The 23,967-nt window shown below is 69.8% G+C and carries 20 protein-coding genes; 8 read left to right on the top strand and 12 right to left on the bottom strand.

The features are described from left to right. Positions 1-105 precede the first annotated feature (105 nt). Genes QWY84_RS17250 through purU form a run of 4 tightly spaced genes read right to left on the bottom strand, consistent with a single transcriptional unit; the run spans position 106 to position 7,080 of the window. Positions 106-1,803, bottom strand: a complete 1,698-nt coding sequence (locus QWY84_RS17250; protein WP_290204149.1) for a SulP family inorganic anion transporter — start codon at positions 1,801-1,803, stop codon at positions 106-108. After that, a complete protein-coding gene (locus tag QWY84_RS17245) occupies positions 1,800-4,922 on the bottom strand; it encodes an efflux RND transporter permease subunit (RefSeq protein ID WP_290204148.1) in 3,123 nt (1,040 codons plus the stop codon). Before QWY84_RS17245 ends, QWY84_RS17250 begins: the two co-directional genes overlap by 4 nt. Then, positions 4,915-6,180 carry an efflux RND transporter periplasmic adaptor subunit gene (locus QWY84_RS17240; RefSeq protein WP_290204147.1) on the bottom strand — a complete coding sequence of 422 codons (1,266 nt, stop codon included), beginning with the start codon at positions 6,178-6,180 and terminating at the stop codon, positions 4,915-4,917. The genes QWY84_RS17245 and QWY84_RS17240 overlap by 8 nt, the downstream gene beginning before the upstream one ends. A gap of 45 nt (positions 6,181-6,225) precedes the next feature. Continuing rightward, entirely contained in the window at positions 6,226-7,080 is an 855-nt protein-coding gene (gene purU / locus QWY84_RS17235) for a formyltetrahydrofolate deformylase (protein ID WP_290204146.1), read from the bottom strand. A gap of 204 nt (positions 7,081-7,284) precedes the next feature. On the opposite strand from purU, the gene QWY84_RS17230 reads away from it, so the two are divergent. The 5 genes from QWY84_RS17230 to QWY84_RS17210 all read left to right on the top strand — a co-directional run bounded on the left by QWY84_RS17230 (position 7,285) and on the right by QWY84_RS17210 (position 12,856). After that, positions 7,285-8,883 carry a BCCT family transporter gene (locus QWY84_RS17230; RefSeq protein WP_290204145.1) on the top strand — a complete coding sequence of 533 codons (1,599 nt, stop codon included), beginning with the start codon at positions 7,285-7,287 and terminating at the stop codon, positions 8,881-8,883. A 100-nt stretch (positions 8,884-8,983) separates the two neighbouring features. Further along, positions 8,984-10,864, top strand: a complete 1,881-nt coding sequence (locus tag QWY84_RS17225; protein ID WP_290204144.1) for a DUF294 nucleotidyltransferase-like domain-containing protein — start codon at positions 8,984-8,986, stop codon at positions 10,862-10,864. Continuing rightward, positions 10,861-11,682 carry a 3'-5' exonuclease gene (locus tag QWY84_RS17220; RefSeq protein WP_290204143.1) on the top strand — a complete coding sequence of 274 codons (822 nt, stop codon included), beginning with the start codon at positions 10,861-10,863 and terminating at the stop codon, positions 11,680-11,682. Before QWY84_RS17225 ends, QWY84_RS17220 begins: the two co-directional genes overlap by 4 nt. A gap of 3 nt (positions 11,683-11,685) precedes the next feature. After that, the gene (locus QWY84_RS17215; RefSeq protein WP_290204142.1) at positions 11,686-12,309 is read left to right on the top strand and encodes a hypothetical protein; all 624 of its coding nucleotides are present in this window, start codon (positions 11,686-11,688) and stop codon (positions 12,307-12,309) included. A 64-nt stretch (positions 12,310-12,373) separates the two neighbouring features. Then, positions 12,374-12,856 (top strand): universal stress protein, encoded by a 483-nt coding sequence (locus tag QWY84_RS17210; RefSeq protein WP_290204141.1) that lies wholly within the window; start codon positions 12,374-12,376, stop codon positions 12,854-12,856. Between the two features lie 48 nt (positions 12,857-12,904). Here QWY84_RS17210 and QWY84_RS17205 read toward each other — a convergent pair whose 3' ends face one another. Next, on the bottom strand, positions 12,905-14,869 hold the full coding sequence (locus tag QWY84_RS17205; RefSeq protein WP_290204140.1) for a 3-hydroxyacyl-CoA dehydrogenase NAD-binding domain-containing protein: 1,965 nt from the start codon (positions 14,867-14,869) through the stop codon (positions 12,905-12,907). Positions 14,870-15,021: 152 nt separating this feature from the next. Here QWY84_RS17205 and QWY84_RS17200 point away from each other — a divergent pair, with 152 nt between their 5' ends. Continuing rightward, entirely contained in the window at positions 15,022-15,609 is a 588-nt protein-coding gene (locus tag QWY84_RS17200) for an RNA ligase partner protein (RefSeq protein ID WP_290204139.1), read from the top strand. Positions 15,610-15,618: 9 nt separating this feature from the next. On the opposite strand, the gene QWY84_RS17195 is transcribed toward QWY84_RS17200, so the two are convergent. The 3 genes from QWY84_RS17195 to QWY84_RS17185 all read right to left on the bottom strand — a co-directional run bounded on the left by QWY84_RS17195 (position 15,619) and on the right by QWY84_RS17185 (position 18,911). Further along, positions 15,619-16,719: an RNA ligase gene (locus tag QWY84_RS17195; RefSeq protein WP_290204138.1), complete on the bottom strand. Its 1,101-nt coding sequence runs from the start codon at positions 16,717-16,719 to the stop codon at positions 15,619-15,621. 90 nt (positions 16,720-16,809) lie between these two features. Then, positions 16,810-17,970 carry a cation diffusion facilitator family transporter gene (locus tag QWY84_RS17190; RefSeq protein WP_290204137.1) on the bottom strand — a complete coding sequence of 387 codons (1,161 nt, stop codon included), beginning with the start codon at positions 17,968-17,970 and terminating at the stop codon, positions 16,810-16,812. Positions 17,971-17,993: 23 nt separating this feature from the next. Continuing rightward, entirely contained in the window at positions 17,994-18,911 is a 918-nt protein-coding gene (locus tag QWY84_RS17185; protein ID WP_290204136.1) for an acyl-CoA thioesterase, read from the bottom strand. A gap of 134 nt (positions 18,912-19,045) precedes the next feature. Here QWY84_RS17185 and QWY84_RS17180 point away from each other — a divergent pair, with 134 nt between their 5' ends. Next, complete coding sequence (locus QWY84_RS17180) at positions 19,046-19,546, top strand: hypothetical protein (protein ID WP_290204135.1); 501 nt, start codon at positions 19,046-19,048, stop codon at positions 19,544-19,546. Positions 19,547-19,555: 9 nt separating this feature from the next. On the opposite strand, the gene msrB is transcribed toward QWY84_RS17180, so the two are convergent. Both msrB and QWY84_RS17170 read right to left on the bottom strand, forming a co-directional pair. Further along, a complete protein-coding gene (msrB, locus tag QWY84_RS17175; RefSeq protein ID WP_290204134.1) occupies positions 19,556-20,095 on the bottom strand; it encodes a peptide-methionine (R)-S-oxide reductase MsrB in 540 nt (179 codons plus the stop codon). 109 nt (positions 20,096-20,204) lie between these two features. Continuing rightward, complete coding sequence (locus QWY84_RS17170) at positions 20,205-20,897, bottom strand: rhomboid family intramembrane serine protease (RefSeq protein WP_290204133.1); 693 nt, start codon at positions 20,895-20,897, stop codon at positions 20,205-20,207. A gap of 280 nt (positions 20,898-21,177) precedes the next feature. Here QWY84_RS17170 and QWY84_RS17165 point away from each other — a divergent pair, with 280 nt between their 5' ends. Next, positions 21,178-21,807 carry a 3'-5' exonuclease family protein gene (locus tag QWY84_RS17165; RefSeq protein WP_290204132.1) on the top strand — a complete coding sequence of 210 codons (630 nt, stop codon included), beginning with the start codon at positions 21,178-21,180 and terminating at the stop codon, positions 21,805-21,807. Between the two features lie 28 nt (positions 21,808-21,835). On the opposite strand, the gene QWY84_RS17160 is transcribed toward QWY84_RS17165, so the two are convergent. Together QWY84_RS17160 and der are read right to left on the bottom strand one after the other, a co-directional pair. After that, entirely contained in the window at positions 21,836-22,312 is a 477-nt protein-coding gene (locus tag QWY84_RS17160; RefSeq protein ID WP_290204131.1) for an META domain-containing protein, read from the bottom strand. A gap of 101 nt (positions 22,313-22,413) precedes the next feature. Continuing rightward, positions 22,414-23,832 (bottom strand): ribosome biogenesis GTPase Der, encoded by a 1,419-nt coding sequence (gene der, locus QWY84_RS17155; RefSeq protein WP_290204130.1) that lies wholly within the window; start codon positions 23,830-23,832, stop codon positions 22,414-22,416. Positions 23,833-23,967: the final 135 nt, after the last annotated feature.

Here is a 23,967-nt window from a genome sequence, read left to right as displayed (position 1 = left end):
CTAAGCCTGCTCGAGAATCCCGTGGGAGGGGCTTCAGCCCCGACTCTCCGCGGATCGGTTCTCTGGAAGGTCGCGAGTGACCTCGCTCCTACGGCTCCTACGCCCCTACCGTCCGGCCAGCGCCTCGTACGCCTCGTTGGCCGAGAGGAACACCTCCCCGGTGAGCTTGCGCATCAGCGGGCCGTCCCGGAGGCGGTCCATGACGGGGCCCTTGACCTCGGCGAGGTGGAGGGCGATGCCCTGCTCCGCCAGCCGGCCGCTGAGGTCTTCCAGCATCTCCACGGCCGTGGCATCCACGTGGCTGACCGAGAGCATCACCAGCACCAGGTGCCGCGGCGCCGGGTCGCGGTCCACGCAGGCCTCCAGCCGGCTGCGTACCGCCTCGGCGTTGCCGAAGAACAGGATCTCGTCGATGCGCACCAGGACCACCGCGAGATCCGTTTCCACGTCGTAGCGTTGCACGTTGCGGAAGTGCTCGGTGCCCGGCACGCGCCCGACCACCGCCAGGTGCGGATGGCTGGCGCGCCAGATGAGCGTCGCCAGCGACAGCGCCACGCCGAAGATCACGCCGCCCTCCACGCCCACGGCCAGCACGCCCAGCGCCGTGCCCGCGAACGCCAGGCCCTCGGCCCGGTCGTGCCGCCATACGCGCCGCAGCCCGGCCATATCAACCAGGCCGGCGGCGGCGACGACGATCACCGCCGCCAGCACCGTCATGGGCAGGGCGCGGAACAGGCCGGTCGCCGTCAGCAGCACGGCAGCGACGAGAACGGCCGAGAACACCGAGGCCAGGGGCGTGCGCGCGCCGGCGTCGGCATTCACCGCAGTGCGCGAGAAGCCGCCGGCGACCGGGAAGGCACCGGACAGGGCACTGACCACGTTGGCCGCACCCAGGCCCCGCAGCTCGGCGTCCGGGTTGATGCGCTCGCCGCGCTCGCGGGCGAACGCCTGGGCCACCGCGACACTCTCCACGAAGCCGATCAGGCCGATGACCAGCGCCGGCAGCAGCAGCTCGCCGACAAGCGCCGGGTCCAGGGCCGGCCAGACCGGCTGCGGCAAGCCGGCGGGCAACGGCCCGACCACCGCCAGCTGCTCTTCGAGCCCCAGGCCGGCCACCAGCGCGGCGCTCACCAGGACCGCCGCCATGGGGGCCAACCGCGCCAGCAGGGCCGCGGGCCCGCCGGGCAGCCCGAGGCGCTCCAGCAGCGGGGCCAGCCAGCGGCGCGCCAGCGCCAGAAAGAGCAACACCAGCCCGCCGATCAGGGCCGTGAGGGGGTTCACGGAAACGAGCCCGGCCACCAGGTCACCGGCCACGGCCAGGGCGGTGGACCCGCGGGCCTCGATCCCCAGCAACGGCCCCAGCTGGCCGATGATGATCAGCAGCGCGGCGCCGGAGATGAAGCCGCTGATCACGGGATGGCTCAGGAGCCGGGCCAGGTTACCCAGGCGCAGCAGCCCGAACAGCAGCAGCATGGCCCCGGAGAGAAAGGCCAGCAGGACCGCCCCAGCGACGTGTTCCGGACTGCCCGGCTCCGCCAGCGGCGCCAGGGCCGAGGCGGTCATCAGCGACGCCACGGCCACCGGCCCCACCGACAGCACCATGGACGAGCCCAGCGCGGCATAGGCCACCATGGGCACCAGGCTGGCGTACAGGCCGAGCTGGGGCGGCAGCCCCGCCAGGGCCGCATAGGCTAGGCCCTGGGGCACCAGCAGCAGGGTCACGATCACCGCGGCGACCAGGTCACCGGCCAGGTGCTCACGCCGGTACCCCCGCAGCCAGCGCGGCAGGCCGGCGGCCGTCATGCCGCCCGGTACCGCTGGCTCAGCCGGCGCACCGTGTTCTCGTAGACCGACAGCATCGCCGGAATGAGAAAGAGGACGATCAGCGAGGCTACGGCCAGGCCGAAGGCGATGGCGATGGCCATGGGAATCAGGAACTGCGCCTGCACGGAGGTCTCGAAGATCAGCGGCAGCAGCCCGCCGATGGTGGTCAGCGTGGTCACCAGCACCGGCCGCAGGCGCAGGCGGGAGGCCTCGATGAGGGCGTCCTCCACCGGCTGATCGGGGTTCTCGTCCCGGATCTCGCGGTAGAAGGTCACCAGGATGATACTGTTGTTGACCACGATCCCGGCCAGGCCGAACAGGCCGAACAGCGACAGGATGGTGAGGTCCAGCCCGAACAGGTAGTGCCCGAAGAACGCGCCGACAATGCCGAACGGGATCACCGACATCACCAGCAGGGGCCAGCCGTAGGAGCCGAAGGCGAATGCCAGCACCAGGTAGATCAGCGCCAGCGCCAGCACGAGGCCGGCGCGCATGTCCGCCAGGGTCTCCTCCTGGTCCGCCGCGCGCCCCTCGAAGCTGGTCTGCACGCCGTAACGCTCCCGCAGCTGCGGCAGCAGGTTCTCCTGCATGTCGGCGATGATGCGGTTGGCATTGGCCACGCGCGCGTCCACGTCCGCCGTGGGGCGCACCGCCAGGCGGCCCTCGAAGTGGCGCAGGGAGGCGAACCCGCGCCGCGTCTCCAGCTGCGCCACGTTGCCCAGGGGTACGGTCCCGCCGTCCGGGGTGCGCACGCGGAAGTCCTCCAGGCTCGCCAGGCGGTCCCGCTGCTCCTCGTCCAGCCGCAGCCAGACCTCGACCTCGTCGCGCCCCTGCTGGAACAGCTGCACCAGCACGCCCTGGTAGGCATCCCGCAGCTGGTTGCTGAGATCGGCGGACGTCAGCCCCAGGGCCCGGCCCTGGTCATTCAGCCGGTAGATCCATTGCTCCGGCCCGTAGGGCAGGTCGTCGCTGATACCGGACACGCCCGGGCGCTGGCGGAGATCGGCCTGCACGGCCATGGACGCCGCCTTGAGCTGCTCCGCCGGCGCGCCGGTGATGCGCACGTCGATATCCGAGCCCGGCGGGCCCTGCTCGCGCTCGCGGATCACCAGGTCCTCCAGCCCCGGCGCCGCCGGGGCGTTGTCCTGCCAGGCCCGGATGAAGGCGCTGTTGCGCACCGCGCGCGTGTCCGGCGGCGTGAGCTGCACGAAGATGCCGCCGTAGTTCTCGCCGACCCGCGTGTCCGAGGGGTCGGCGGCGATGGTGTTGCCGGTGCGAAGCACGTGGGTGCGCAGCACGTCCCCCTCCACCTCGTCGGCGGTGGCCACCAGGGCGTCCTCCAGGCGATCCAGGTAGGCCTCCACGCGCGCACGGGGCGTGCCGGCGGCGAAGCTCACGTTGGCGTAGATGGTCTCGCCCTCGACGCTGGGAAAGAACGTGAACGCCAGACGGCCGCCCGGCACCAGGGCGAAGGCGACGATCAGCAGGGCCACCGGCGCGGCGATGGTGGCCCAGCGGTAGCGGATGGCCACGGCCACGCCGCGCCGGAAGACGCCGTCGCGAAAGCGATTGAAGGCATTGTCCACGGCCCGGCGATACCGGTTCTCGCGGCCGTGCCGGCGGCTGCGCTCGAACGAGCGCCGCAGGTGGCCCGGAAGGATGAGAAATGCCTGGATCACGGCGGCGACGATGACGCACACCACCACCAGGGGAATGTCGAAGAGGATGTTGCCGATGGGCCCGCTGATGATCATCAGCGGCAGGAAGGCGGCGATAGTGGTCAGCGACGCGGCCATCACCGGGCCGAACATCCGCCGGGCGCCGTTGACCGCCGCATCCGCCGGCGCATCCCCGGCCTGGAAGCGGCTGTAGGCGTTCTCGCCCACCACCACGGCGTTGTCCACGATGATGCCCAGCGCCATGATGAACGCGAACAGGCTGATCATGTTGATGCTGCCCCCCACCAGGTGCAGCACGGTGAGCGCCGCCAGGAACGACGTGGGAATGCCCAGCGTCACCCAGAAGGCCATGCGCGCCGAGAGAAAGGCCAGCAGGACGCCGACCACAAGCAGCAGCCCGCCGGCGCCGTTTTTCAGCAGCAGCCCGATGCGCTCGCTGAGGAACTGCCAGAACTCGTCGAAGACCTCCAGGCGCGCCGTGTCCGGCAGCGCGGAACGATGTTCCCGGAGGTACGACTCCAGGGCGCGGGCCGCGGCAAGGGCGTCCTCGCTGTCGGCGCGCTCGACGAGAATCTCCACGGCGTCCTCGCCGCCGGCGCGCAGCTGCACCTCGCCCTCCCGGGGCTGCTGCCGGATATCGGCAAGCGCTCCCAGCGGCACCGAGCGGCCGCCGTCCAGCGGAATGGGCAGCACCTCGAAAGCGCGCACGGAGCGGGCCTGATCGACCCCGCGCAGCTGCCGGGCGACATCGTCCTCGCCGGCCTCGCCCGCCGGGATGTCCTGGCTCTGGGCGTTGATACGGGCGGCCAGATCGCTGAACGACAGCCCCAGGTCCGTCAGCGTGCCCTGGGGGATGCCGATGCTGATCTCCTGCTCCGCCATGCCGGTGAGCTCCACCCGCGTGACCCCGGACTGCAGCAACTCCTCTTCCAGGCGCCGGGCCAGGGCCCGTACCTCGCGGGTGTCGAGCTGGCCGCTGACCAGCAGGCGCGCCACCGGGTCGTAGCGCAACACGCGGCTGATGGTGGGCTCCCGGGCGGCCTCGGGCAGGTTGCGGACGCGGGCGACGCGGTCCTTGACCGATTCCGTCGCCCGGGCGATGTCGGTGCCTTCGCGGAACTCCAGAACGATGACGGCATTGCCCTCGGCGGAGGTGGACGTGAGCTCGCGCAGGCCGTCCACGTCCCGGAGCTCCTCCTCCAGGGGCGAGGTCACGGAGTCGGCCACGTCCTCCGCCGTCGCCCCGCGCCACTGGACCTCGACGGTGACGATGTCCAGCTCGAAGGAGGGGAAGAACTGCGTGTTGAGCTGCTGCAGCGCCCACAGCCCGGAGACCATCATCAACAGCATGAGCAGGTTGGCCGCCACGGGATCCCGGGCCACCCAGGCCAGCCAGGATTGTCGCCCCGCGTCATTCATGCGGCGTTGCCTGCTCCGTCACCCGGACACGCAGTCCGTCCATGGCCTGGGGAATCTGGGTGCTCACCACCCGCTCGCCGGAGGTGAGCTCCGGAGCGCGCACCAGGACCCCGCGCTCGCCGTTGGCCCGGCGCACCTGGCCGATGCGCTCCACGGCCACCGGCTGCATCCGCCCGTCACGGATGCGGTAGACACGGCCCGCGTCATAGAGCGCCTCGAACGGCAGCACCACGGTATCCGGCTCCGGGGGCAGCCGTACCTCCAGGCTGGCGAACCGTCCCAGGACCAGCTCGTGGTCATCGCCGGTGATCCGGAACAGCGCATCGACCCCGCCCTGGCCGGGTTCCGCCCGGCCGCCGAAGCGCGACAGGCGAACCGGCACCCGCTGGCCGTCGACCTCGGCGAACGCCTCGACGCCGGGACCGCGACGGGCCCGCCGCAGTGCACCCAGCGCATGCCGCGGGACCGTGGCGCGAATCTCCAGGGCCTGGCGATCGTACAGCGTCAGCAACGGCTCGCCGGGGGCCACCCGGTCACCGGGGGCGACGGCCACGCTGGCGATGCGGCCGTCATAGGGGGCATCGACGCGGGCACGGGCCAGGTCCAGTTCCGCCTGGTCCCGGGCCGCCCGCGCCCGCTGCAGGCGTGCGTCGATCTGCGCCAGCCGGTCCTCGGCGGTCTCCACGGCGAACCGGCGCTCCGCAACGGAGAGGCGCTGCCGCGTTCGCTCCTGCTGGGCGCGCTCCAGATCCGCCGACGACGCGAACTGCTCCCGGGAGAGATCCTCCAGGCGCGCGACCTCCCGCTCCAGGAGGCCGAGGAGCTCCTCCTCCCACGCCAGCTCCTGGCGGTCCGCCTCCGCGCGCCGCTGCTCCACTCGGCGCTGGGCGGCCAGCTCGGCCACCTCCGCGCGGCGCTGGTCCAGGGCCAGATGCAGCTCCCGCTCGTCCAGGCGCACCAGGGGATCGCCCGCGGCCACCGTGTTGCCCTCCCGCGCCGTCACCGCGGCGACATCGGCGCTCACCGCCGCGGTCAGCGTCGCCGTGCGGGGGGATTCCAGGAAGCCCTGCAGGCGCAGCAGCGGCCGGTGGCTGCCCTGGTCCACCGTCACCGCCGCCACCGGCCAGCTACGCTCCTCAGCCGGCTCCGCGGGCACCTCCGGCCGCGTCGCCCAGAGAAGCCAGGCGATCCCCGCGGCCAGGACCAGGATCACGACCGGAATGAAGCCGCGCAGCAACCAGCGCAGTGCAGAACCCATGCGTTTCCCCCCAGTGCAGCCCGCAGGACCCGCCGGCATCGCCGCCTACCTGAATACCACCGTTTTCGCCCCGTTGAGGAACACCCGCTGCTCCAGGTGCCAGCGCACGGCCCGTGCCAGTGCGCGGGCCTCCAGGTGGCGTCCGATCGAGGCCAGCTCTTCCGGCGTGTCCGCGTGGGTCACCCGCTCGACGTCCTGCTCGATGATCGGCCCTTCGTCCAGATCGGCGGTGACGTAATGGGCCGTTGCGCCGATCAGCTTGACGCCGCGCGCATGGGCCTGGTGATAGGGGCGTGCTCCCTTGAACCCCGGCAGGAACGAGTGGTGGATATTGATGGCCCGGCCGAACAGCGCGTCCGCCGTGGCCACAGAGAGGATCTGCATGTAGCGCGCCAGAACCACGAGCTCCGTCTCCGTACGCTCGATCACGTCCAGTAGCCGGGCCTCCTGCTCCGGTCGGGCTTCCGGCGTCACCGGAAGGTAGTGGAAAGGCAGCCCGGATGCTTCGACCAGCCCCCGCAGGTCGTCGTGATTCGAGACCACGCCCGCGAGATCCATGGCAATGGTGCCCGTACGCCACTGGTAGAGCAAATCCACCAGGCAGTGATCCAGCCGCGAGACCAGCAGCAGCACCCGGCCGGCCCGGGCCTCGTCCCGGACGCTCCACTCCATCTCCAGCCGCTGCCCCACGGGCCGGAAGAGCGCCCGGAAGCGCGCCGGGTCGGGGAAGCTGAAACGCACGCGCATGAAAAAGCGCCCGGTCCGGAGGTCATTGAACTGGGAGCTTTCCAGAATATTGCCGCCCTGCTCGGCGATGACCGTGGAAACGGCGGCGACAATTCCGGGGCGGTCGGTACACGTTACCTTGAGAACAAGGACAGGATCGTTAGAGGCTGTCACGATGAGATCTCCGAAAGGGCCTGGGAACCGGCCTCTGCCGGGCATACCCGGTTTGACCATGCCCGAACGATGAACCAAAGTAATAAAGGGTGTCGAGAAGCAATCAAGAGAAGCCTCCAAAGAGAATCTTCGACGTGCACGGTTCCGGTCGGTTCATCGGCCATGAGGGAGAGAACCTGCACCCAAACCACTGGGGAGTGAGTCGTGACTGATCAGAATCAGAACCCGGACGACTATAACCCGGTTGTGGAAACCGACTACGAGGTGGGCCAGGACAACGTCCGCCCTCTCGGCCTCGAGCTCCACAATCCGGTGTTCTTCATAACCGCGCTTGGTACCGTCCTCGCCGTTCTGTTCACCGCCATCTTTCCGGACGCTGCCTTTAGCGTCATGGACAGCACGCGCAAATGGCTTGAGTCGACCTTCGATTGGGTCTATATGGGGGCGGCCAACATCTTCGTGATCGTTTGCCTGATCCTCATGCTGGGCCCCACCGGCCGGATCCGGCTGGGCGGTCCGAGTGCCAGGCCGGAGTTCAGCTATGCCTCCTGGTTCGGCATGCTGTTCGCCGCCGGGATGGGCATCGGGCTGATGTTCTTCGGCGTGCTGGAGCCCTTCTATCACTACTTCAACCCGCCGTTCGGGATGGAGGCTGAAGGTGAAGCGGCCCGCAACATGGCCATGGCCGCAACCATCTTCCACTGGGGCCTGCACCCCTGGGCCATCTACGCCGTGGTGGCCGGCTGCCTGGCGTTCTTCAGTTTCAACTACGGGCTGCCGCTGACCGTTCGCTCGGCATTCTTCCCGATTCTCGGGGACCGCGTCTGGGGCTGGTTCGGCCATATCATCGACGTGCTGGCCGTATTCGCCACTATGTTCGGCCTCACCACGTCCCTCGGGCTGGGTGCCCAGCAGGCGGCGGCCGGGCTGAACCACGTCTTCGGCGTGTTCCCCGAGGGCCTGTGGACGACGGTGCCGTTGATTGCGGTTATCACCTGCATCGCCCTGGGATCGGTCGTACTCGGCGTGCAGGCGGGCGTCCGCCGGTTGAGTAATCTGAACATGGTGCTCTTCGCGATCCTGGGCGTGTTCGTCCTGTTCGCCGGCTACACGGTCGATATCCTGATTAACAGCGTCACCAGTATCGGCCACTACCTGGCCAACGTGGTTCCGTTGAGCAACCCGGTGGGCCGCGAAGATACCGGCTTCATGCACGGCTGGACGGTCTTCTACTGGGCCTGGTGGATCTCCTGGGCGCCCTTCGTGGGCATGTTCATCGCCCGCGTGTCCTACGGCCGCACGGTGCGCGAGTTCATGATCAGCGTGCTGATCGTGCCTGTACTGGCGACCGTCGTGTGGATGAACATCATGGGCGGCTTCGCCATCGACCAGTACGTGAGCACCGGTGCCACCGGCGTCTACCAGCACGTGGTGGAAAGCTACGACAGCACCATGCCGCTGTTCGGACTGCTGGAGTCTATGCCGCTGCCGCTCGTTGCCTCGACGCTGGCGATCTTCCTGGTGATCGTGTTCTTCGTCACGTCGTCGGATTCCGGCTCGCTGGTCATCGATACCATCAGCGCCGGCGGCAAGACGGATGCTCCGGTGGCCCAGCGCGTCTTCTGGGCAACGTTCGAGGGCCTGGTGGCCATCGTGCTACTGCTCAGTGGCGGCACCGCCGCACTACAGGCGGTCGCCATCACCCTGGGCTTTCCGTTTGCACTCGTGCTCCTGTCCATGGCGGCCTGCATGATCTATGCGATGTTCAAGGAGGCGCCGAACTACAAGCCCGCCACAGCCTGATACGACACGCATGATCGACCGTAAAAAGCCCCGCACCCGCGGGGCTTTTTTTGTGTTAGTTTCCCGGCGAACAGATCACCACTCGGCCGCGGGAACAGGGATGGACAACGCTCCGGAAGCAGCCTCGGATCATCAGCGCATCGCCGAATCCCGGATGTGGCACTCGCTGGATCCGGAGACCATCGACGCCATGCTGGCAAGCGGCGAGGAGCTGCGCCTGGAAGCCGGCGGCTACCTCTTCCGCGCCGGCGACGCCTACCGCAAGTGCATCTACATCCACATGGAGGGTGCCCTGGAGCAGACCGCGGCCAGCGGGGATCGCCGGGAAGCCGAACCCGGCGACGTCATCGGCCTGGCCAGCTATCTGGACGGGGACAACTATCGCTCCACGGCCCAGGCATTGACGGAATGCCGGCTGCTGGCCCTGCCCGGGGCCACCGTGCAACGCCTGGAGCAGGAGTCCACCACCTTTTTCGAGGCCATCAACCGGGCGCTGGCCGCGCGGATGCGCAAGGCCCGGCAGGTGCGCGAGACGGTCCGGGGCACGCTGGCGCGGCCGGTCCGGCAGTACATGATCAGCGGGCTGCCGGCCTGCCAGCCGGATGACACGGTGGCCGACGCGTCGCGCATGCTGGCGGAACGCGACATCGGCAGCCTGGCCGTGGTGGACGACGGCGGGCGCCTCATCGGCCTGATCACGCCCATGAACCTGCTCCTGGCCCTTGCCAACGACGCTGCGGCGCCCGGGGACAAGGTGGACTCCGTGCCCCCGGACGACCCCGTCTCGGTGACGCCCGACACCCCGCTGTGGCAGGTGGAGGAGCTCCTGCGCCGCCACCGGATCAAGGACGTGGCCGTCGTCGATCAGAACGAGGCACCCATCGGCATCATGTCGGAGACGGCCATGATCCAGGCGCTGGCGAAGCCGCCCCAGACCCTGGATGCCGAGATCCGGGACGCGGCGGATGTCGACGCCCTGGTCCGCCTGCGGCGCAAGATCCCGGTGGCCGCGGCGGCCGTGCACGAGAGCCATCGCAGCGCCGGCACCGCGGTGAGGGCGCTCACCGAGATGCACCTGGCCCTGCAGCACCGCCTGGTGGAGCTCATTCTCGACGACATGTACCGGGAAGGCCTGGGGCGCCCGCCGGCCCGATTCGCGGTCGTCGTCATGGGCTCGGGCGGCCGCGGCGAGATGCTGCTGCGCCCCGATCAGGACAACGGCCTGATCATCGACGACCGGGTCGACGCCGCCGGCCACGAGTGGTTCCGCGACTTCGCCGAACGCCTCAATCCGGCGCTGGACGAGATCGGCTACCGGCTGTGCCCGGGCAACGTCATGGCGCGTAATCCGGAGTACCGGCACACGCTGACCGACTGGAAGGCCAAGCTGTCCCGGCTGGTGGCCAACCCGGGCCGGCAGGAGGCCCGTGCGGCCAATATCGTGCTGGATTTCTCCACGCTCTACGGCGACGACAGCCTCACGGCCCGCCTGCGGGCGCACCTGAACCAGGAGCTGCAGGGCGGGCGCGGCAAGATGCTGTTCCGGATGATGGTCAGCGACGATGCCAAGATCGCCCAGCCGCTGGGCCTGTTCAACCGGCTGGTCACCACCAGCCACCAGGGAAGCCAGGTCATTGACCTCAAGCGCACGGGGCTGCGCATCATCGTCGATGCCATGCGGGTATTCGCCCTGCGCGAGGGCATCAGCCGCTGCAAGACCATCGAGCGCATCGCGTCGCTGCGCCGGCTGGGCGTGTTCGACGCCGATTTCGCAGAGACCATGCGGATCGCCTTCGAGGAGCTCCAGGATCTGTTGTTCACCCATCAGCTCGACCAGGTGGAGCGCGGCGAGATCCCGGACCCTCTCGTGCGCATGGAGCGGCTGTCCAGCCACGACCGGGAGCGACTGCGGGTCTCCCTGCGGGCCAGCCGCCGCATGCGCGAGCGACTACAGTACAACTTCGGCGTGGTCATGCATTGAGTTTTCGACGCCTGGGCCGTGAACTGGTGGAACTGCGGGAATGGCTCGGTGCCGCCCTGTACCGGCACGCGGGGCGTCCGCTGCCGCCGCGCCGGGACCGGCTGGCGCGGTCCTGGCGGGCGTTCGATCGCGACACCCTGCTGGCCACCCCTGTGAACGATGCGCGGATCGTCGTCCTGGACACCGAGACCACAGGGATGCAGCCCTTCGGCGGCGACACCCTGGTGGAGATCGCGCTGGTGGAGTACACGGGGCTGCGCCCGACCGGGCGGGAGCTGACCTCGCTGATCCACCCGGGGCGGCACATTCCGTCGGAGAGTACGGCGATCCACGGCCTGGCCGATGCGGATGTCGTGGACGCGCCGTCGCTGGAGCGCATTCTGGACGACATCCTGGAATTCCTGGACGGCGCCCTGATCGTCGGCCACCACGTGGGTTTCGATCTCCGCTTCCTCAACCGCGCCGCCCTGCGCCACGTCCACCACCGTCTACCGAACCCGGCGCTCAACACCATGGTCCTGTTCCAGGCCTGGAGCGGCAAACGGGGCCTGTTCGGGCTGGATGAAGTCGCCGATGCCTGCGGCATCCCCGTGAGCGAGCGGCACAATGCCCGGGGGGATGCCCTGGTCTGCGGCGAGATCTTCGCCTGGCTCGCAACCCACCTGACGGAGGGAACGGCGACCGTCGGCGACCTGCTGGCCATCAGCCCCCCCGACCCCCGGTACGGGCCGCACTACAGCCGCCCCCTGGCCGGCACCCGGCACGTCCCGGACGCGGACGGCCACCACGTCGACACAAGGGATACCAACGGAGACTGACACGTGCGACGGACACTCCTCATCGCGGAAGGCACGTTCCACCGCCCCGTCCGGGAGACGCTGACGACGGTTGTCGGGCTCAGCGTGACCTTGCTCCTGGGCATCGCGGTACTCCGCATGCAGCTGCCCGGCTGGCTGACCCTGGCCCTGATCGCGGCGCTGCTGGTCGGCGTTGCCGTGCTCAAGGCGCGTTTCGGCGGCCCCCGGGAGTTCCGTATCGAGCGGCCGACCGAAGGCGATGTCCTGCGGCTCACCGGGCGTTTCGACAACGGCGAGGTCCCGGTGAAGGCCCCGCGCACGCTGTCCGGCGTCCGCCGCGAGGGCGACACCCTCGTGCTCGAAGTCAACGACGACGGCGACCCGGCCGGCTACCGCCTGTCCTCCCCGGCATTCTCCACCGCCTCCCAGGACCGGCTTGCGGCACTCATACGGGAGTTGCCCGAGACCGGGGAGCAGACGCTGCTGGAGCGCTACCGCAGGAAGCAGGACGGCATCCGCGCCTACGACGCCAGAAGCCTCCTGCTGGTGCGCTTCACCCAGGCGCCGGGGTTCATGCTTCTCACCTGGGCCGTCGCGGCAGCCACCGTCGCCCTCTGGCTGCTCGTGCTGACGCTGTTCATCGGGTGATGGCGGCACGGACTGCTATCCTTTGGCCATGGTGGATTGCTACGAACGAAAGGAGACGAACCCCATGATCCAGAAGATCCTTGTCGCCGTGGACGGCTCTTCCCACGCAGATCACGCCCTGGCCATGGCCGCGGAGATCGCACGCCGGTTCGACGCGGACCTGGCGGTGAACCATTGCCTGATACACGGGCATCTGCCGGACGAGCTGCGCGCCCTGTCCGACGTGGAGATCCCGGAGATGCCGCCGATGAGCCTGGGGGGCGCGTCGGTGGACTACCAGGTGCCCCGGCAGGCCCTGGAGAGCATCGCCAACAAGCTCCTCGAGAACGCCGCCGACAAGGCCCGCAAGGCCGGGGTCAACAACGTCACCACCTCGTGGGGCGCAGGTGATCCGGCACAGGTCATTCTGGAGAGCGCCCGCAACGCGCAGGCCGACCTCATCGTCATGGGCTCCCGGGGGCTGGGCGACCTCAAGGGGTTGCTGCTCGGCAGCGTCTCCCACAAGGTGCAGCAGCTGTTCGAGGGCAGCGTGCTCACGGTCCGGTAATCCGAGCAGCCCCGGTGGCGACGGTCATGCCGCCGTCACCGGGCGCCGTCAGCGTCCCGCAGCCGGATTCCCCCAGCCGCGCTCGCGCAGCAGGGTGAGCGGGCCGCCGGTGTACGCCGGGAATCCCGCGCCGAACAATGCGGCCACGTCGATGAGATCGTCATCGGCGACAATACCCTCATCCCGGCACCGCACCGCCTCCCGGATCATCGGATCCACCAGCTCGCGGGCGATCGCGCCGAGCTCGTGCTCCCCGGGTGGCACGCTGGCGGTCACGCGCCGGCCGTGCTTCCAGTCGTGGAACCCCTGGCCGCTCCACTGGCCGAGCCGGCCGGCATCCACGGCCTCCTGGAGCTGCGCCGGGACGGTGTACCCCAGGCGCTCGGCCAGGTTCTTGCAGACATCCAGGCCCAGGGAATCCGCCAGCTCCAGGGGACCGATGGGCATGCCGAAGCGCAGGGCCGCCGTGTCGATGATCTCCCGCCGCGCGCGCTCGTACTTCTCCGCCCCCTTGAGGATGTAGGGGAGCTGAAGACGGTTGACCAGGAACCCCGGTCCGCTGCGCACCTGCAGCGGCAGCTTGTCCATGGCGGCCACCAGCGCATGCCCCAGCTGCAGCGCTGCCGTACTGGTGCGGTCGCCGGCGACCACCTCCACCAGCGGCATCCGCTCCACGGTGTGGAAGAAATGCAGGCCGATGAGCTGCTCGGGCCGTACGAGCCCCTCCGCCAGTACCTCGACGGGCAGTGTCGCCGTGGTGGATGCGATGACGCTCTCCGCCGGCAGCGCCTGTTCCAGCCGCTGGTACAGCGATCGCTTGGCCGATACATCCTCGGGGATGGCTTCGATGACGAACGCCGCATCAGCGGGCATGTCGTCCGCCCCGGCAAATGTCAGCCGCTGCTGCGCGGCATCGGCCGGCTCGCCCTCGCCCAGCCGCTGGCCGAACAGCCGCCCGGCCCGCTGCCGGGCCGCGTCCGCGGCGTTCGCGTCGGGCTCGTGGACCACCACCTCGCGGCCGTGGAGGGTCAGGAGCGCCGCGACGCCGGCGCCGATGGTGCCGGCGCCGAACACGTGCACCCGTTGTGGAACCGTGACGTCCAGCGCCCGGGCTTCGCGCTTGAGACGGTCCTGCAGCAGGAACGTGCGCACCAGGTTGAGGGCACTGGGCTTGCTGATCAGCCGCAGGAGGGACTCCCGCTCCGCCCGCAGGCGGCCGTCCATGCGCCGGCCGGCGGCATTCCGCCACAGGCGCAGGATGGCGTAGGTCGCCGGGAAGTTCTCGGGCCGGGCCTCCCGCTGCAGGCGGCTGTTGTGGATCTGGTAGATCAGCCAGCGCACCGGTGCCAGGCGCAGCAGCCGGGTGGCAATGCTCGGCCGGTGGCGGCCCGGATCCCACCAGATCACGTCCCGTGCCGCTTCCTCCAGATCCGCGCGCGGCGCGGTCCGGTCCACCAGGCCGATGCGCGCGGCGCCCTCGGCGTCGATGGAACGCCCGCTCATGAGCAGATCCAGGGCGCGCCACGCGCCGATGACCGACGGCAGTCGCGCCGTGGCGCCGTGGCAGGGATGCAGCCCCAGGCGCACATCCGGCAGCCCCAGCGACGTGCCCACCGCCCGGTCCGCCACGCGATAGCGGCAGGCCAGGGCCAGCTCCAGGCCGCTGCCGAGACAGTGGCCGTGGATCATGGCCACCGAGGGCACGGGCAGGCGGGCAATGCGCTGCGTGAGGGCGTGGCCGCGCTCCATGAGCCGCTCGACATGGTCGAGATCGTGCATCCGCGCCAGCTCCTGGTTGCTGGCGCCGGAGACGAAACCGGCATTCTTCGCGGAGCCGATCACCAGCCCGTGCAATCCCGCATGGCCCTCCACCTGGTCCATGACGCGATGCAGGTCATCCAGTACCGACATGGGAAGCGTATTGGTGGGCCCGTCCGGGCAATCGAGCCACATCCAGGCAATCCCGTTGTAGTCGAACTCCACGCGGCAACTGGCTTCTGCATGCTGCGTCACTGGCTTCTCCCGTCCCGTCCGAAGCAGGCAATCATCGTCATCCTACCTGCCAGGCGGGGCCACGGGCGAACAGCCCGCCGCGGGTTCAGGAATACCTTTGCCGCAGCGCCCGCGTCCGGCACACTGGCACTGTCGCAACCGGGGCCTGCGCCATGCGTCGATTCGTACTGGATACCAGTGTCTTCACCAACCCCCACGTGGCGAGCCAGTTCGGCGAGTCCGCCGGCGAGACCCTGCAGACGTTCCTGCAGCTGGCGCGCCGGTGCCCGGCGGAGTTCTACATGCCGCTGTCCGTCTACGAGGAGTTCCGCACCCTCCGGGATATCGAGCCCGAGCTGGCCGGGGACCTGGAGACGGAGATCTGGATCCGCTCGCCGCGGCGCTTCTCGCTGACCATTCCCAGCGACGTGCTCTACGAGTTCATCGACGAGGTACGCAGCCGGATCGACCGGGGGCTGCGCATCGCCGAGGAGCACACCAAGCGCGCCGGCGCCTCCTCGGACATGCCGCCGGAGCTGATCACCCATCTGCGCGAGCGCTACCGGGAGGCCATGCGCAAGGGCCTGGTGGACTCCCGGGAGGATGTGGATGCGGTGCTCCTGGCCATGGAGCTGGACGCCGAGCTGGCCAGCGCCGACGAGGGCATGCGCAAGCTGGGCACGCGCATGGGGGTGAAGCTGGTCACCGCGGCCTACCTGCGGCGGGTCATGGAGAATCTCGCCGGCGACCGGGACGACTGAGCCGCCCGCTCAGTCGTACTGCGAGGCCCCCGACAGGGCGTTGGCCAGGGTTCCCGTCATGCGCTCCAGGATGCGCTCGAACTCCAGCACCCAGAACGCCCCCTCCCGGCGCGGCATCTCCGGGTCGATGCGCACGCGCTGGCCGCCCGTGGCCTTGATGTGCGCCATGAACGCCTCGGCGTTGCGCCGCTGCCGGAACCGGCAGCGGAACCGCCGGCCGACGCGGCCGATGGTACGGCTGCGATCCACCGCCGCCGTGACGCCGTTGATCAGGGCCCGGCCGAGCCGCCGCTCCAGATCGGCATCGCCGGCTTGCGCGTGCTCGTTGACGAACAGCCCCAGCCGCAGCAACCGGTTGGTGAAGTACTCCGGGGGCAGGTCCAGGAGCTGGTCGCCGCACAGCTCGATATCGGCGACGTTGGAGCGCCCGGTGACGTACTTGGCGCGCCCCTCGCCGGGCTGTTCGCCCTTGAGCACCACGCCCTCGCTGCCCTCGGCGTCGAGCCGCAGGACAAGCGCCTGCAGGGCGTCCAGGTCCGCCGGCAGGAAGCGCCCGAAGATGGGGGCCGACGGCAGCCCGTGGTCGCGCAACCGGGCCATCTTCTCGCCCTGCGCCAGGAAGCCGGTGCGGCCCGTGCGCATCATGTCGAACACGAACGCCGCCACGTCCTCGGCAACCCCCGGGGGCGCCCCCTCCAGGTAGGGATTCTCCGGCCCGGCGATCTCGGCACACAGGACCAGATCCGGCTCGTCGTCCAGGATGGCGCTGTCGAGCAGGTCCGGGAGGCGGTCCGTGCTGAAGGCGCAGATGTAGCCGCCCCGGGTGGCGGCGTAGGTCCTGCCCTGCCAGCGGAAGATGCGCACATTGAAGCCGTCGATCTTCTCTTCCACCCAGAAGGCGCCGCTGTAGTGGCGCCGGAGCCCGGCGCCCAGGGACTGCACCCGCCCGATGGACGGATAGCCGGGAATCACCGAGCCGTCGGGCAGGACCAGGCTGCCGCGGCGATAGCCGGCCACCGTATCCCGCAGCCGCGCATACTCGAGCCCCTGGAAGCGCTCCCGCGAGGCCCTGTTGCGCCCGATCGCATCGGCGAGGGTCCGTTCGTCCATGGCCGTCGATTCCGGAGAATGCGCCATGTCGCCAACCTCTGCAGCGTGTGGACGGGACGCCGCCCCTGGACGTGGTCGTTGCGACCCGCCCTATTCAAGATACCGCAGAAGCCGCACCTCGCCGAGGAACGGCAGATGCGCCGCCGCGCGCCGCAGCGCGCGGCTGCCCGGCAGGGGGACATCGGGGGCCGTCGACGGCGGCAGGATCACGTCCACGTGCAGCGCGCCGTCACGGTAGTGGAGCACCATTTCCAGGCGCTCGGTATCCGGCAGCAGCCCCTGCCATGCCTGCCGCAGTGCCGCTTCGGCCTCCGGGCGCAGGGGCAGGTCGGCGCTGCGCTGCTGGGCGTCGGGGTCCTCGTGGTCGACGTGCACGAATACGTCGGCCACATGGTCGAGCTGCCCGCGGACGCGCTCGAGAACGGCATCGCCGATGCGATGGCCCTCGGAGATGGTGATATCCGGCGACACCTGCACGCGCACGTCGACGAGGGTGTCATTGCCCATCTGCCGGGTGCGCAGATCATCGTGACGCTCGACACCCTCGACCTCGTCGATCAGCCGGCCGATGGATTCCACCTCCTGCGGGTCCAGCCCCGTATCCACCAGCTCGCGGGCGGACTGCCAGCCCAGGCGCCAGCCCACGGCGCCGATCATGAGGGCCACCACCAGTGCCGCGACGGCGTCGAGCCAGGGCAATCCGGCCATGGCACCGAGGACGCCGCCGATGACGACCACCGACGACAGGGCGTCGGAGCGATGGTGCCAGGCGTTGGCGCGCAGCAGCTCCGACCGGCAGGTGTGTGCCACGCGGGCGGTATAGTGATACAGCGCCTCCTTGAACGCCACCGACGTCACGGCGGCCGCCAGGGCCAGCCAGCCGGGCCGGCCCAACAGCTCCGGGCGGAGCAGCCGGACCACGGCGTCGTAGGCGAAGGCACCCGCCACCAGCAGCAGCAGCGCGCCGACGGCCACGGTGGCCGCGGTCTCGAAGCGACCGTGCCCGTAGGGATGGTTATGGTCGGGATCCAGCGAGGCCATACGCGCCGCCCAGACCACCAGGGCGTCGCTGACCAGGTCCGACAGGGAGTGCACGCCGTCGACAATGAGCGCCTGGGACTGGCCCAGCAGTCCCGCCAGGATCTTGCCGGCGGACAGCAGCACGTTGACCACCGCCCCCACCACGGTCACGCGACGCTTGGCGGCGTACGTGCCGCGGGCGCCGCCGTCGGGCTGTGCCGGCCTGCTCATGCCCCGCCGCTCCTTGCCATGCCCTACGCGGACAGCCCGGGCACCACGTGGGCGTCAAGAACGGCGCGGCGGTCGTCGGGAATGACCATGGCCCGCCGCGTGTCCATGTCCATCATCACGGCCACGGCCTCGGCGGTGGCCACGGCCTCGCCGCTCACAGTGTCGAACAGCCAGTGGCCGAACTGGTAGGTCTTGCTGGAAACGGCCTTGATGCCGCTGTAGAGGGTCAGCAGGTCGCCGCCGCGGCTCCGCCGCCGATAGACGAAGCGATACTCCAGCGCGGCGCCGCCGACACCGCTCTCGGCGCGATCCTCGCGGGTCAGGTGGACGAGCAGGTTGGGTATGGCGTCGGAGACGATGCCCATGTGCGCGTGGGTCGCCATGAACCCGTGCTCGTCCACCATGCGGGCAAGCACGGGCCCCCGCCATGTCGCCAGCATACCGCCGGACTCCGCCTCTTCCATGGTGGGCGCCGGCCGCGGCGGGTCCAGCACCAGCCCCCGGGGCGCACCGTACTCGGGAACCGCAACCTGCAGTGCGGAGGCGCGCTCCAGCGCTTCGGCGGGCAGCGGCCGCGTCTCGGCGCTGCGCGTTCCACGCAATGCAGCGGTGACCAGGAAGGTGGCGACCACCTGATCGCTGGCGGCATTCACCAGCTCCTGGTAGATCCGCAGCATGTGCCCACCGGAATCGACGATGCCGCCCCGGAGCGCGATCGGCGCCCCCGGGCGCTGCTCCCGGAGGAAGCGCACATGGTGCTCCACGGGGGCGAGCACGGCCTCCTCCTGCCGGCAGAATGCCGGTCCCATGCCCAGGTGGTGGGCGAGCACCGACAGCCCGGCAGTGGACTTCTCCACATAGAACTGCACGTTCATGTGGCCCATCATGTCGATTTCCCACTGCTGGACGCTGTTGCGATAGAGTTCGAGCAATTCGGTCATGGACTGCAGCCCTGTTCCGTCGGAAGAGTGCCGCCGGCACCGGCCTCGGCGGGCTCGTCAGGGTACCTGCACCCGGGTATGCTGGGAAGGAGTTGACAGGTAAGGCCGTATCCGCCACGGCACGAGGCAGCGCTATGTGGTCACCGTCCCGCTACGCATCCATTCTGCTTGCCGCCATGCTCGGCGTCGCCGGCGCGTTCACGGCCGTGAGCGCGGAGGTGCCGCAGGCCTACCCCGCCGTCTACGAGCTGACGCGCATCACCGACGATCAGTCCCGGGTCCTGGCCAGCGGCGAGGTCCTGCTCATGGAGGGGCGCCCCGCGGAAGAACGCACGGAAGGCGGCGACCGTGCCGCGAGCGTGACCCTGCGCTTCCAGGTCGAGCACGCCGGCGGCGGCCGCCAGCGGCTCTCCGTGGACAGCCGCGTGGATATCCGGCTGCGTCGGGGGGAACGGCGGCTGGCGGCCGAGGGCGACTCGGACAGCTTCATCGCCGGCCCCGAGGTACAGCGGGTGACCTTCGAGAACCGCAGCTGGCAGAACCTCACGGATCCCACGCCGATCCGGTTCCGCCACACGGAGGAGGACGCCCGCTACGAGGTCACCCTCATGTTCGAGGAGCAGGCGTTCCGCTGACGCTCGTCGTCACCCGCGCAGCTGCGGCAGCGCCTCCCCGGCCGCGACGAACCGCAGGGCCAGGCCGTTGTTGCACCAGCGCTGGCCGGTGGGATCCGGTCCGTCGTCGAAGACGTGGCCCTGATGACCGCCGCAACGGATGCAGTGGTATTCCGTGCGCGGCCAGACCAGCTTCAGATCCAGCCTGGTGTCCACGTGCGCCTCGATGGGCGCATAGAAGCTCGGCCAGCCGGTGCCGCTCTCGAACTTGGTGGCGGAGCTGAACAGGGGCAGGAAGCAGGCGGCGCAGATGTACGTGCCGTCGCGCGTCTCCTCGTTCAGCGGGCTGGAGAAGGGCTGCTCGGTGCCCTCGCGGAACAGGATCCGCCAGGCGTCCTCGTCCAGCACCCGTCGCCACGCCTCCGCGGTACGGTCGAGCCGCTCCAGCGCGCCGTCATCGACGCGCACGGCGTGGAACCGCCGCCAGCCGTTCGCCGCGACAGCCGTGACCGGCAGGAGGCTCACGGCCGCCAGCGCCAGGGCGCCGTGCATCAGGTACCGCCGCTTCATGGTCTTTCTCCGGATCGTGGCTTGTCCCGACTATTGGACAGCCGGCCCGGGGTTCCATTGCATACGGACATTCCCGCATTGACAGGCAGCGTGTCGCGCCGGCGGGTGGCTATCGCCGTCCCCGGAACAGCCGGACATGGCGCTTCCTGAACGGCACGACCAGGACCATGCCGGCAATGAAGCCGCCGACATGCGCGAGAAAGGCCACACCCGGCTCGTCCGGGTCCACGCCTGCGCTGCTGAGCAACTGCAGCCCGAACCATACCACCAGGACGAGGCCGGCCGGCAGCCGCGCGGGATACAGGAGAATGCCCAGGGGAATCACCACGGTAATCCGGGACCAGGGGTGCAGCAGGAGGTAGGCCCCGAGCACCCCGGAGATCGCGCCGCTGGCCCCGATCATGGGGATCTGCGAGCCCGGGGCGGCGAGCCCGTGAGCCAGCGCCGCGATCACGCCGCAGAGCAGGTAGAACGCCAGGAAGCGGCCGTGCCCCATGGCGTCCTCAACGTTGTTGGCGAACACCCACAGGTACAGCATGTTGCTGATCAGGTGCATCCAGCCGCCGTGGAGGAACATGGAGGTCACCAGGGTCACCGGTGCAGGCACCACGGAGAGACCGGGCGCCAGCTCGGCGTGCCCGAACACGACCGCCGGTATGAACCCGAAGGCGTGGATCACCGCGCTGTGGGTGCGCGGATCCAGCCCGAGCTGCCAGACGAACGCGGCCACGCATGCCGCCAGCAGGGCCCAGGTCACCAGCGGCAGTATGCGGGTGGGCGTGTCATCCGCGACGGGGATCATGGGTCGGAATCCGCTCCGGGTTGCCGAACGGCTCGTGGCTCCGCGGCGGGCAGCGCGCAAGGCCGTATGCAGGAGACACCATCCGCGTGCGCGACGCAACCGGAAACCGGCGGCGCACGTCCGCGAATGCCGGTGCTGCGCATTTGCGGGCGGTGCCGTCCGGGCCCGTCGGTGTCCTGCGTCACTGTGGCAAGCCACGAGCACACGGGTGTAGCATCCTTATCCATGAGCGGCGGTGCCCCGTGGCCCGCCGCAGGCCAGTCACGCAGGAGATCCGTCCATGTCGCGATTCCGCCGACCGCCCAACGACGTGTTCGTGTCCACGGATATCGAGGCCGACGGCCCGGTGCCCGGCCTGAACTCCATGCTCTCCCTGGGCTCGGCCGCCTATGCCGTGGACGGCGAGCTGCTGGACACGTTCAGCATCAACCTGGAGACGCTGCCCGGCGCCACGGCCCATCCGGCCACGGAGGAGTGGTGGAAGCAGTGGCCGGAGGCATGGGAGCAGGCGCGCCGCGACGCGCAGCCGCCGGAGGTGGCCATGGGCTCGTACCGGGACTGGCTGGCGTCACTGGACGGCCGTCCGGTGTTCGTCGCCTGGCCAGCCGGATTCGATTTCGCCTTCGTGAACTACTACCTGCTGCGCTTCACCGGTGAGGCGCCCTTCGGCTTCTCCGCCCTGGACATCAAGAGCTACGCCATGGCCCTGCTCCAGCGGAGCTCCTACCTGCGCACGACCAAGGACCGCATCCCGGCCCGGTGGGTGGAGCCCGGCCTTCGGCACAACCACGTGGCCCTGGACGACGCCCTGGAGCAGGGAGCGCTGTTCATGAACATGTTCCGCGAGGTCCAGGCGAGCGCCAACGAAGGGGTCAATCTCGCGGACTACACGGAATACCCGCAGTGGTGAAGCGCGGCCCGCCCGGCGGAGCGGCTCATCACCCGCCGCCGGAACGCGAGAGCTCCCACTCCTGGCCGTCCTGGAACCGCAGGACCAGCGTGTCGTCGGTGCGCGACCACTGCATGGTGCGGGTCAGATCGTTGATGTAGCGCTGCTCGAACGCCCGCGCGTCACCCCGCAGGCCGCATTCCGCCCGGGTCAGGCCGATGGCCCCGAAGCGCAGCCGGCGATCGTCGGCACCGGCCACGCTGGCGTTCCAGGAGTTGCATGCCGCCTGCCCGGCCGCGTTGCCCTCAGCGTCGATTTCCATGGTGAACGCGCTGCCCTCGGGCTCGAGAATGGCGCCCTCCGGGCCGATGGCCCGCTGCACCCGCCACACCCCGACGAGGGCATCCGGGGGCGTCTCATCCGCGGAAGGCGCGCGAATGCCGCGGGGTTCCGACGACTCCGTGGCACATCCCGACAGGCCCAATACCGTGACGGCGACCACCGTGACCACCGCCCGCAGATTCATCCGTATTCCATGTGAACAGTGCATCGCTCTCCCTTCCCGAGTCTCCGTGAACCGCCGCCAGGAAAGCAGGAGCCATTCGCGTGCGCTCGATAACCCCGTGCTTACCGCTTCCCGCGGGCATTCTTCTTGACGTGGCGCTCGAGCCGCTTGCGCCGCTTCCGTTGCCGGGGGGTCAGCGTATTCTGACGCCCCTCGTAGGGGTTGTCCGTGGTCCGGAACTCCAGCCGCACGGGCGTGCCCTGCAGCTCGAGCACGGACCGGAACGTGTTCGCCAGGTAGCGGCGATAATCCCTGGGGGTGCGCTCCGCCTGGTTGCCATGGATGACGATCACCGGCGGGTTGCGCCCACCCTGGTGGGCATAGCGTAGCTTGATCCGGCGGCCGCGCACCAGCGGGGGCGGATGGCGCTCCACCGCCCCTTCCAGGACCTCGGTGAGCCGCCGCGTCGACAGATCCCGGCTCGCCGCGGCGTGGGCCTGGTCCGCCGCCTCCAGGAGCAGGCCCACGCCAGTACCGTGGAGCGCGGAGATGAAGTGGATCTCGGCGAAATCCAGGAACCCCAGCTTGACCCGCAGCGTACGGCGGACCTCGTCGCGCTCGTGGGGGCTGAGCCCGTCCCACTTGTTCACGGCGACCACCAGCCCGCGCCCGGCCTCGACGGCATGGCCGACGATATGGGCATCCTGCTCGGTGACCCACTCGCGGGCGTCCAGCACGACGATCACCACGTGGGCCGCGTCGATGGCCGCCAGCGTCTTGATCACGCTGAACTTCTCCACGGTCTCGTGGACCCGGCTGCGGCGCCGGACGCCGGCGGTGTCGATCAGGGTGTACGCCTTGCCGTCGCGCTGGAACGGCACCGAAATGCTGTCCCGCGTCGTCCCCGGCTGGTCGTACACCAGGACCCGGTCCTCGCCCAGCAGCCGGTTCACCAGGGTCGACTTGCCGACATTCGGGCGCCCGATGATGGCGACCCGGGTGCCGTCGGCGGCATGCCCGTCCGCAGCCGCAGGGTCCATCTCCGCGGCAGGCGGCAGCTCGGCGAACACCTGTTCCAGCAACGGGGTAATCCCCTGGCCGTGGGCCGCAGCGATCGCCCAGGGCGCACCAAGGCCAAGGCTGTGGAACTCCGAGCCGACGACGCCGGCGTCCAGCCCTTCCGTCTTGTTCACGGCCACGACCAGCGGCTTGCCGCAGCGGCGCAACTGGTTCGCCACTTCCTGATCCGCTGCGGTCATGCCGGCGCGTCCGTCCACCAGCAGCACGACGGCATCCGCCTCGTCGATGGCCTGCAGGGCCTGCTCGTGCATGCCCGCCTCCACCCCCTCGCGGTCATCGGACAGCCCGCCCGTATCCACCACGATGAACGAACGGCCGGCGAGACGGGCGCGCCCGTACTGCCGATCCCGGGTCAGCCCAGGGAAATCGGCAACCAGGGCGTCGCGGCTGCGTGTCAGGTGATTGAACAGAGTGGACTTGCCCACGTTCGGCCGGCCCACCAGGGCAACTACGGGATCCATTGACTTTTACTAACCTTCCCAGAAGTGTCTCGGGTAGCGGCGCGGCGGCACGGGCGCACCCGACGACGAGCGCGGCAGCCGGCGATGCGGCGGAATCGGCGAGCAGGATAGCAGAACTGCCGGGAGCGCACCGAA

The sequence above is a fragment of the Aquisalimonas lutea genome (genome assembly GCF_030409225.1).
GTDB classification, from domain to species: domain Bacteria; phylum Pseudomonadota; class Gammaproteobacteria; order Nitrococcales; family Aquisalimonadaceae; genus Aquisalimonas; species Aquisalimonas lutea.
The sequence above is the reverse complement of the archived record's forward strand: the minus strand, read 5'-3'. Positions and strand labels throughout refer to the sequence as shown.

Excerpts from the sequence above, each read along its gene's own strand:
- QWY84_RS17250 (WP_290204149.1), bottom strand. The coding sequence starts at position 1,803 with ATGACGGCCGCCGGCCTGCCGCGCTGGCTGCGGGGGTACCGGCGTGAG.
- QWY84_RS17245 (WP_290204148.1), bottom strand. The coding sequence starts at position 4,922 with ATGAATGACGCGGGGCGACAATCCTGGCTGGCCTGGGTGGCCCGGGAT.
- QWY84_RS17240 (WP_290204147.1), bottom strand. The coding sequence starts at position 6,180 with ATGGGTTCTGCACTGCGCTGGTTGCTGCGCGGCTTCATTCCGGTCGTG.
- QWY84_RS17225 (WP_290204144.1), top strand. The coding sequence starts at position 8,984 with ATGGACAACGCTCCGGAAGCAGCCTCGGATCATCAGCGCATCGCCGAA.
- QWY84_RS17210 (WP_290204141.1), top strand. The coding sequence starts at position 12,374 with ATGATCCAGAAGATCCTTGTCGCCGTGGACGGCTCTTCCCACGCAGAT.
- QWY84_RS17200 (WP_290204139.1), top strand. The coding sequence starts at position 15,022 with ATGCGTCGATTCGTACTGGATACCAGTGTCTTCACCAACCCCCACGTG.
- QWY84_RS17195 (WP_290204138.1), bottom strand. The coding sequence starts at position 16,719 with ATGGACGAACGGACCCTCGCCGATGCGATCGGGCGCAACAGGGCCTCG.
- QWY84_RS17190 (WP_290204137.1), bottom strand. The coding sequence starts at position 17,970 with ATGAGCAGGCCGGCACAGCCCGACGGCGGCGCCCGCGGCACGTACGCC.
- QWY84_RS17185 (WP_290204136.1), bottom strand. The coding sequence starts at position 18,911 with ATGACCGAATTGCTCGAACTCTATCGCAACAGCGTCCAGCAGTGGGAA.
- QWY84_RS17180 (WP_290204135.1), top strand. The coding sequence starts at position 19,046 with ATGTGGTCACCGTCCCGCTACGCATCCATTCTGCTTGCCGCCATGCTC.
- msrB (WP_290204134.1), bottom strand. The coding sequence starts at position 20,095 with ATGAAGCGGCGGTACCTGATGCACGGCGCCCTGGCGCTGGCGGCCGTG.
- QWY84_RS17170 (WP_290204133.1), bottom strand. The coding sequence starts at position 20,897 with ATGATCCCCGTCGCGGATGACACGCCCACCCGCATACTGCCGCTGGTG.
- QWY84_RS17165 (WP_290204132.1), top strand. The coding sequence starts at position 21,178 with ATGTCGCGATTCCGCCGACCGCCCAACGACGTGTTCGTGTCCACGGAT.
- QWY84_RS17160 (WP_290204131.1), bottom strand. The coding sequence starts at position 22,312 with ATGAATCTGCGGGCGGTGGTCACGGTGGTCGCCGTCACGGTATTGGGC.
- der (WP_290204130.1), bottom strand. The coding sequence starts at position 23,832 with ATGGATCCCGTAGTTGCCCTGGTGGGCCGGCCGAACGTGGGCAAGTCC.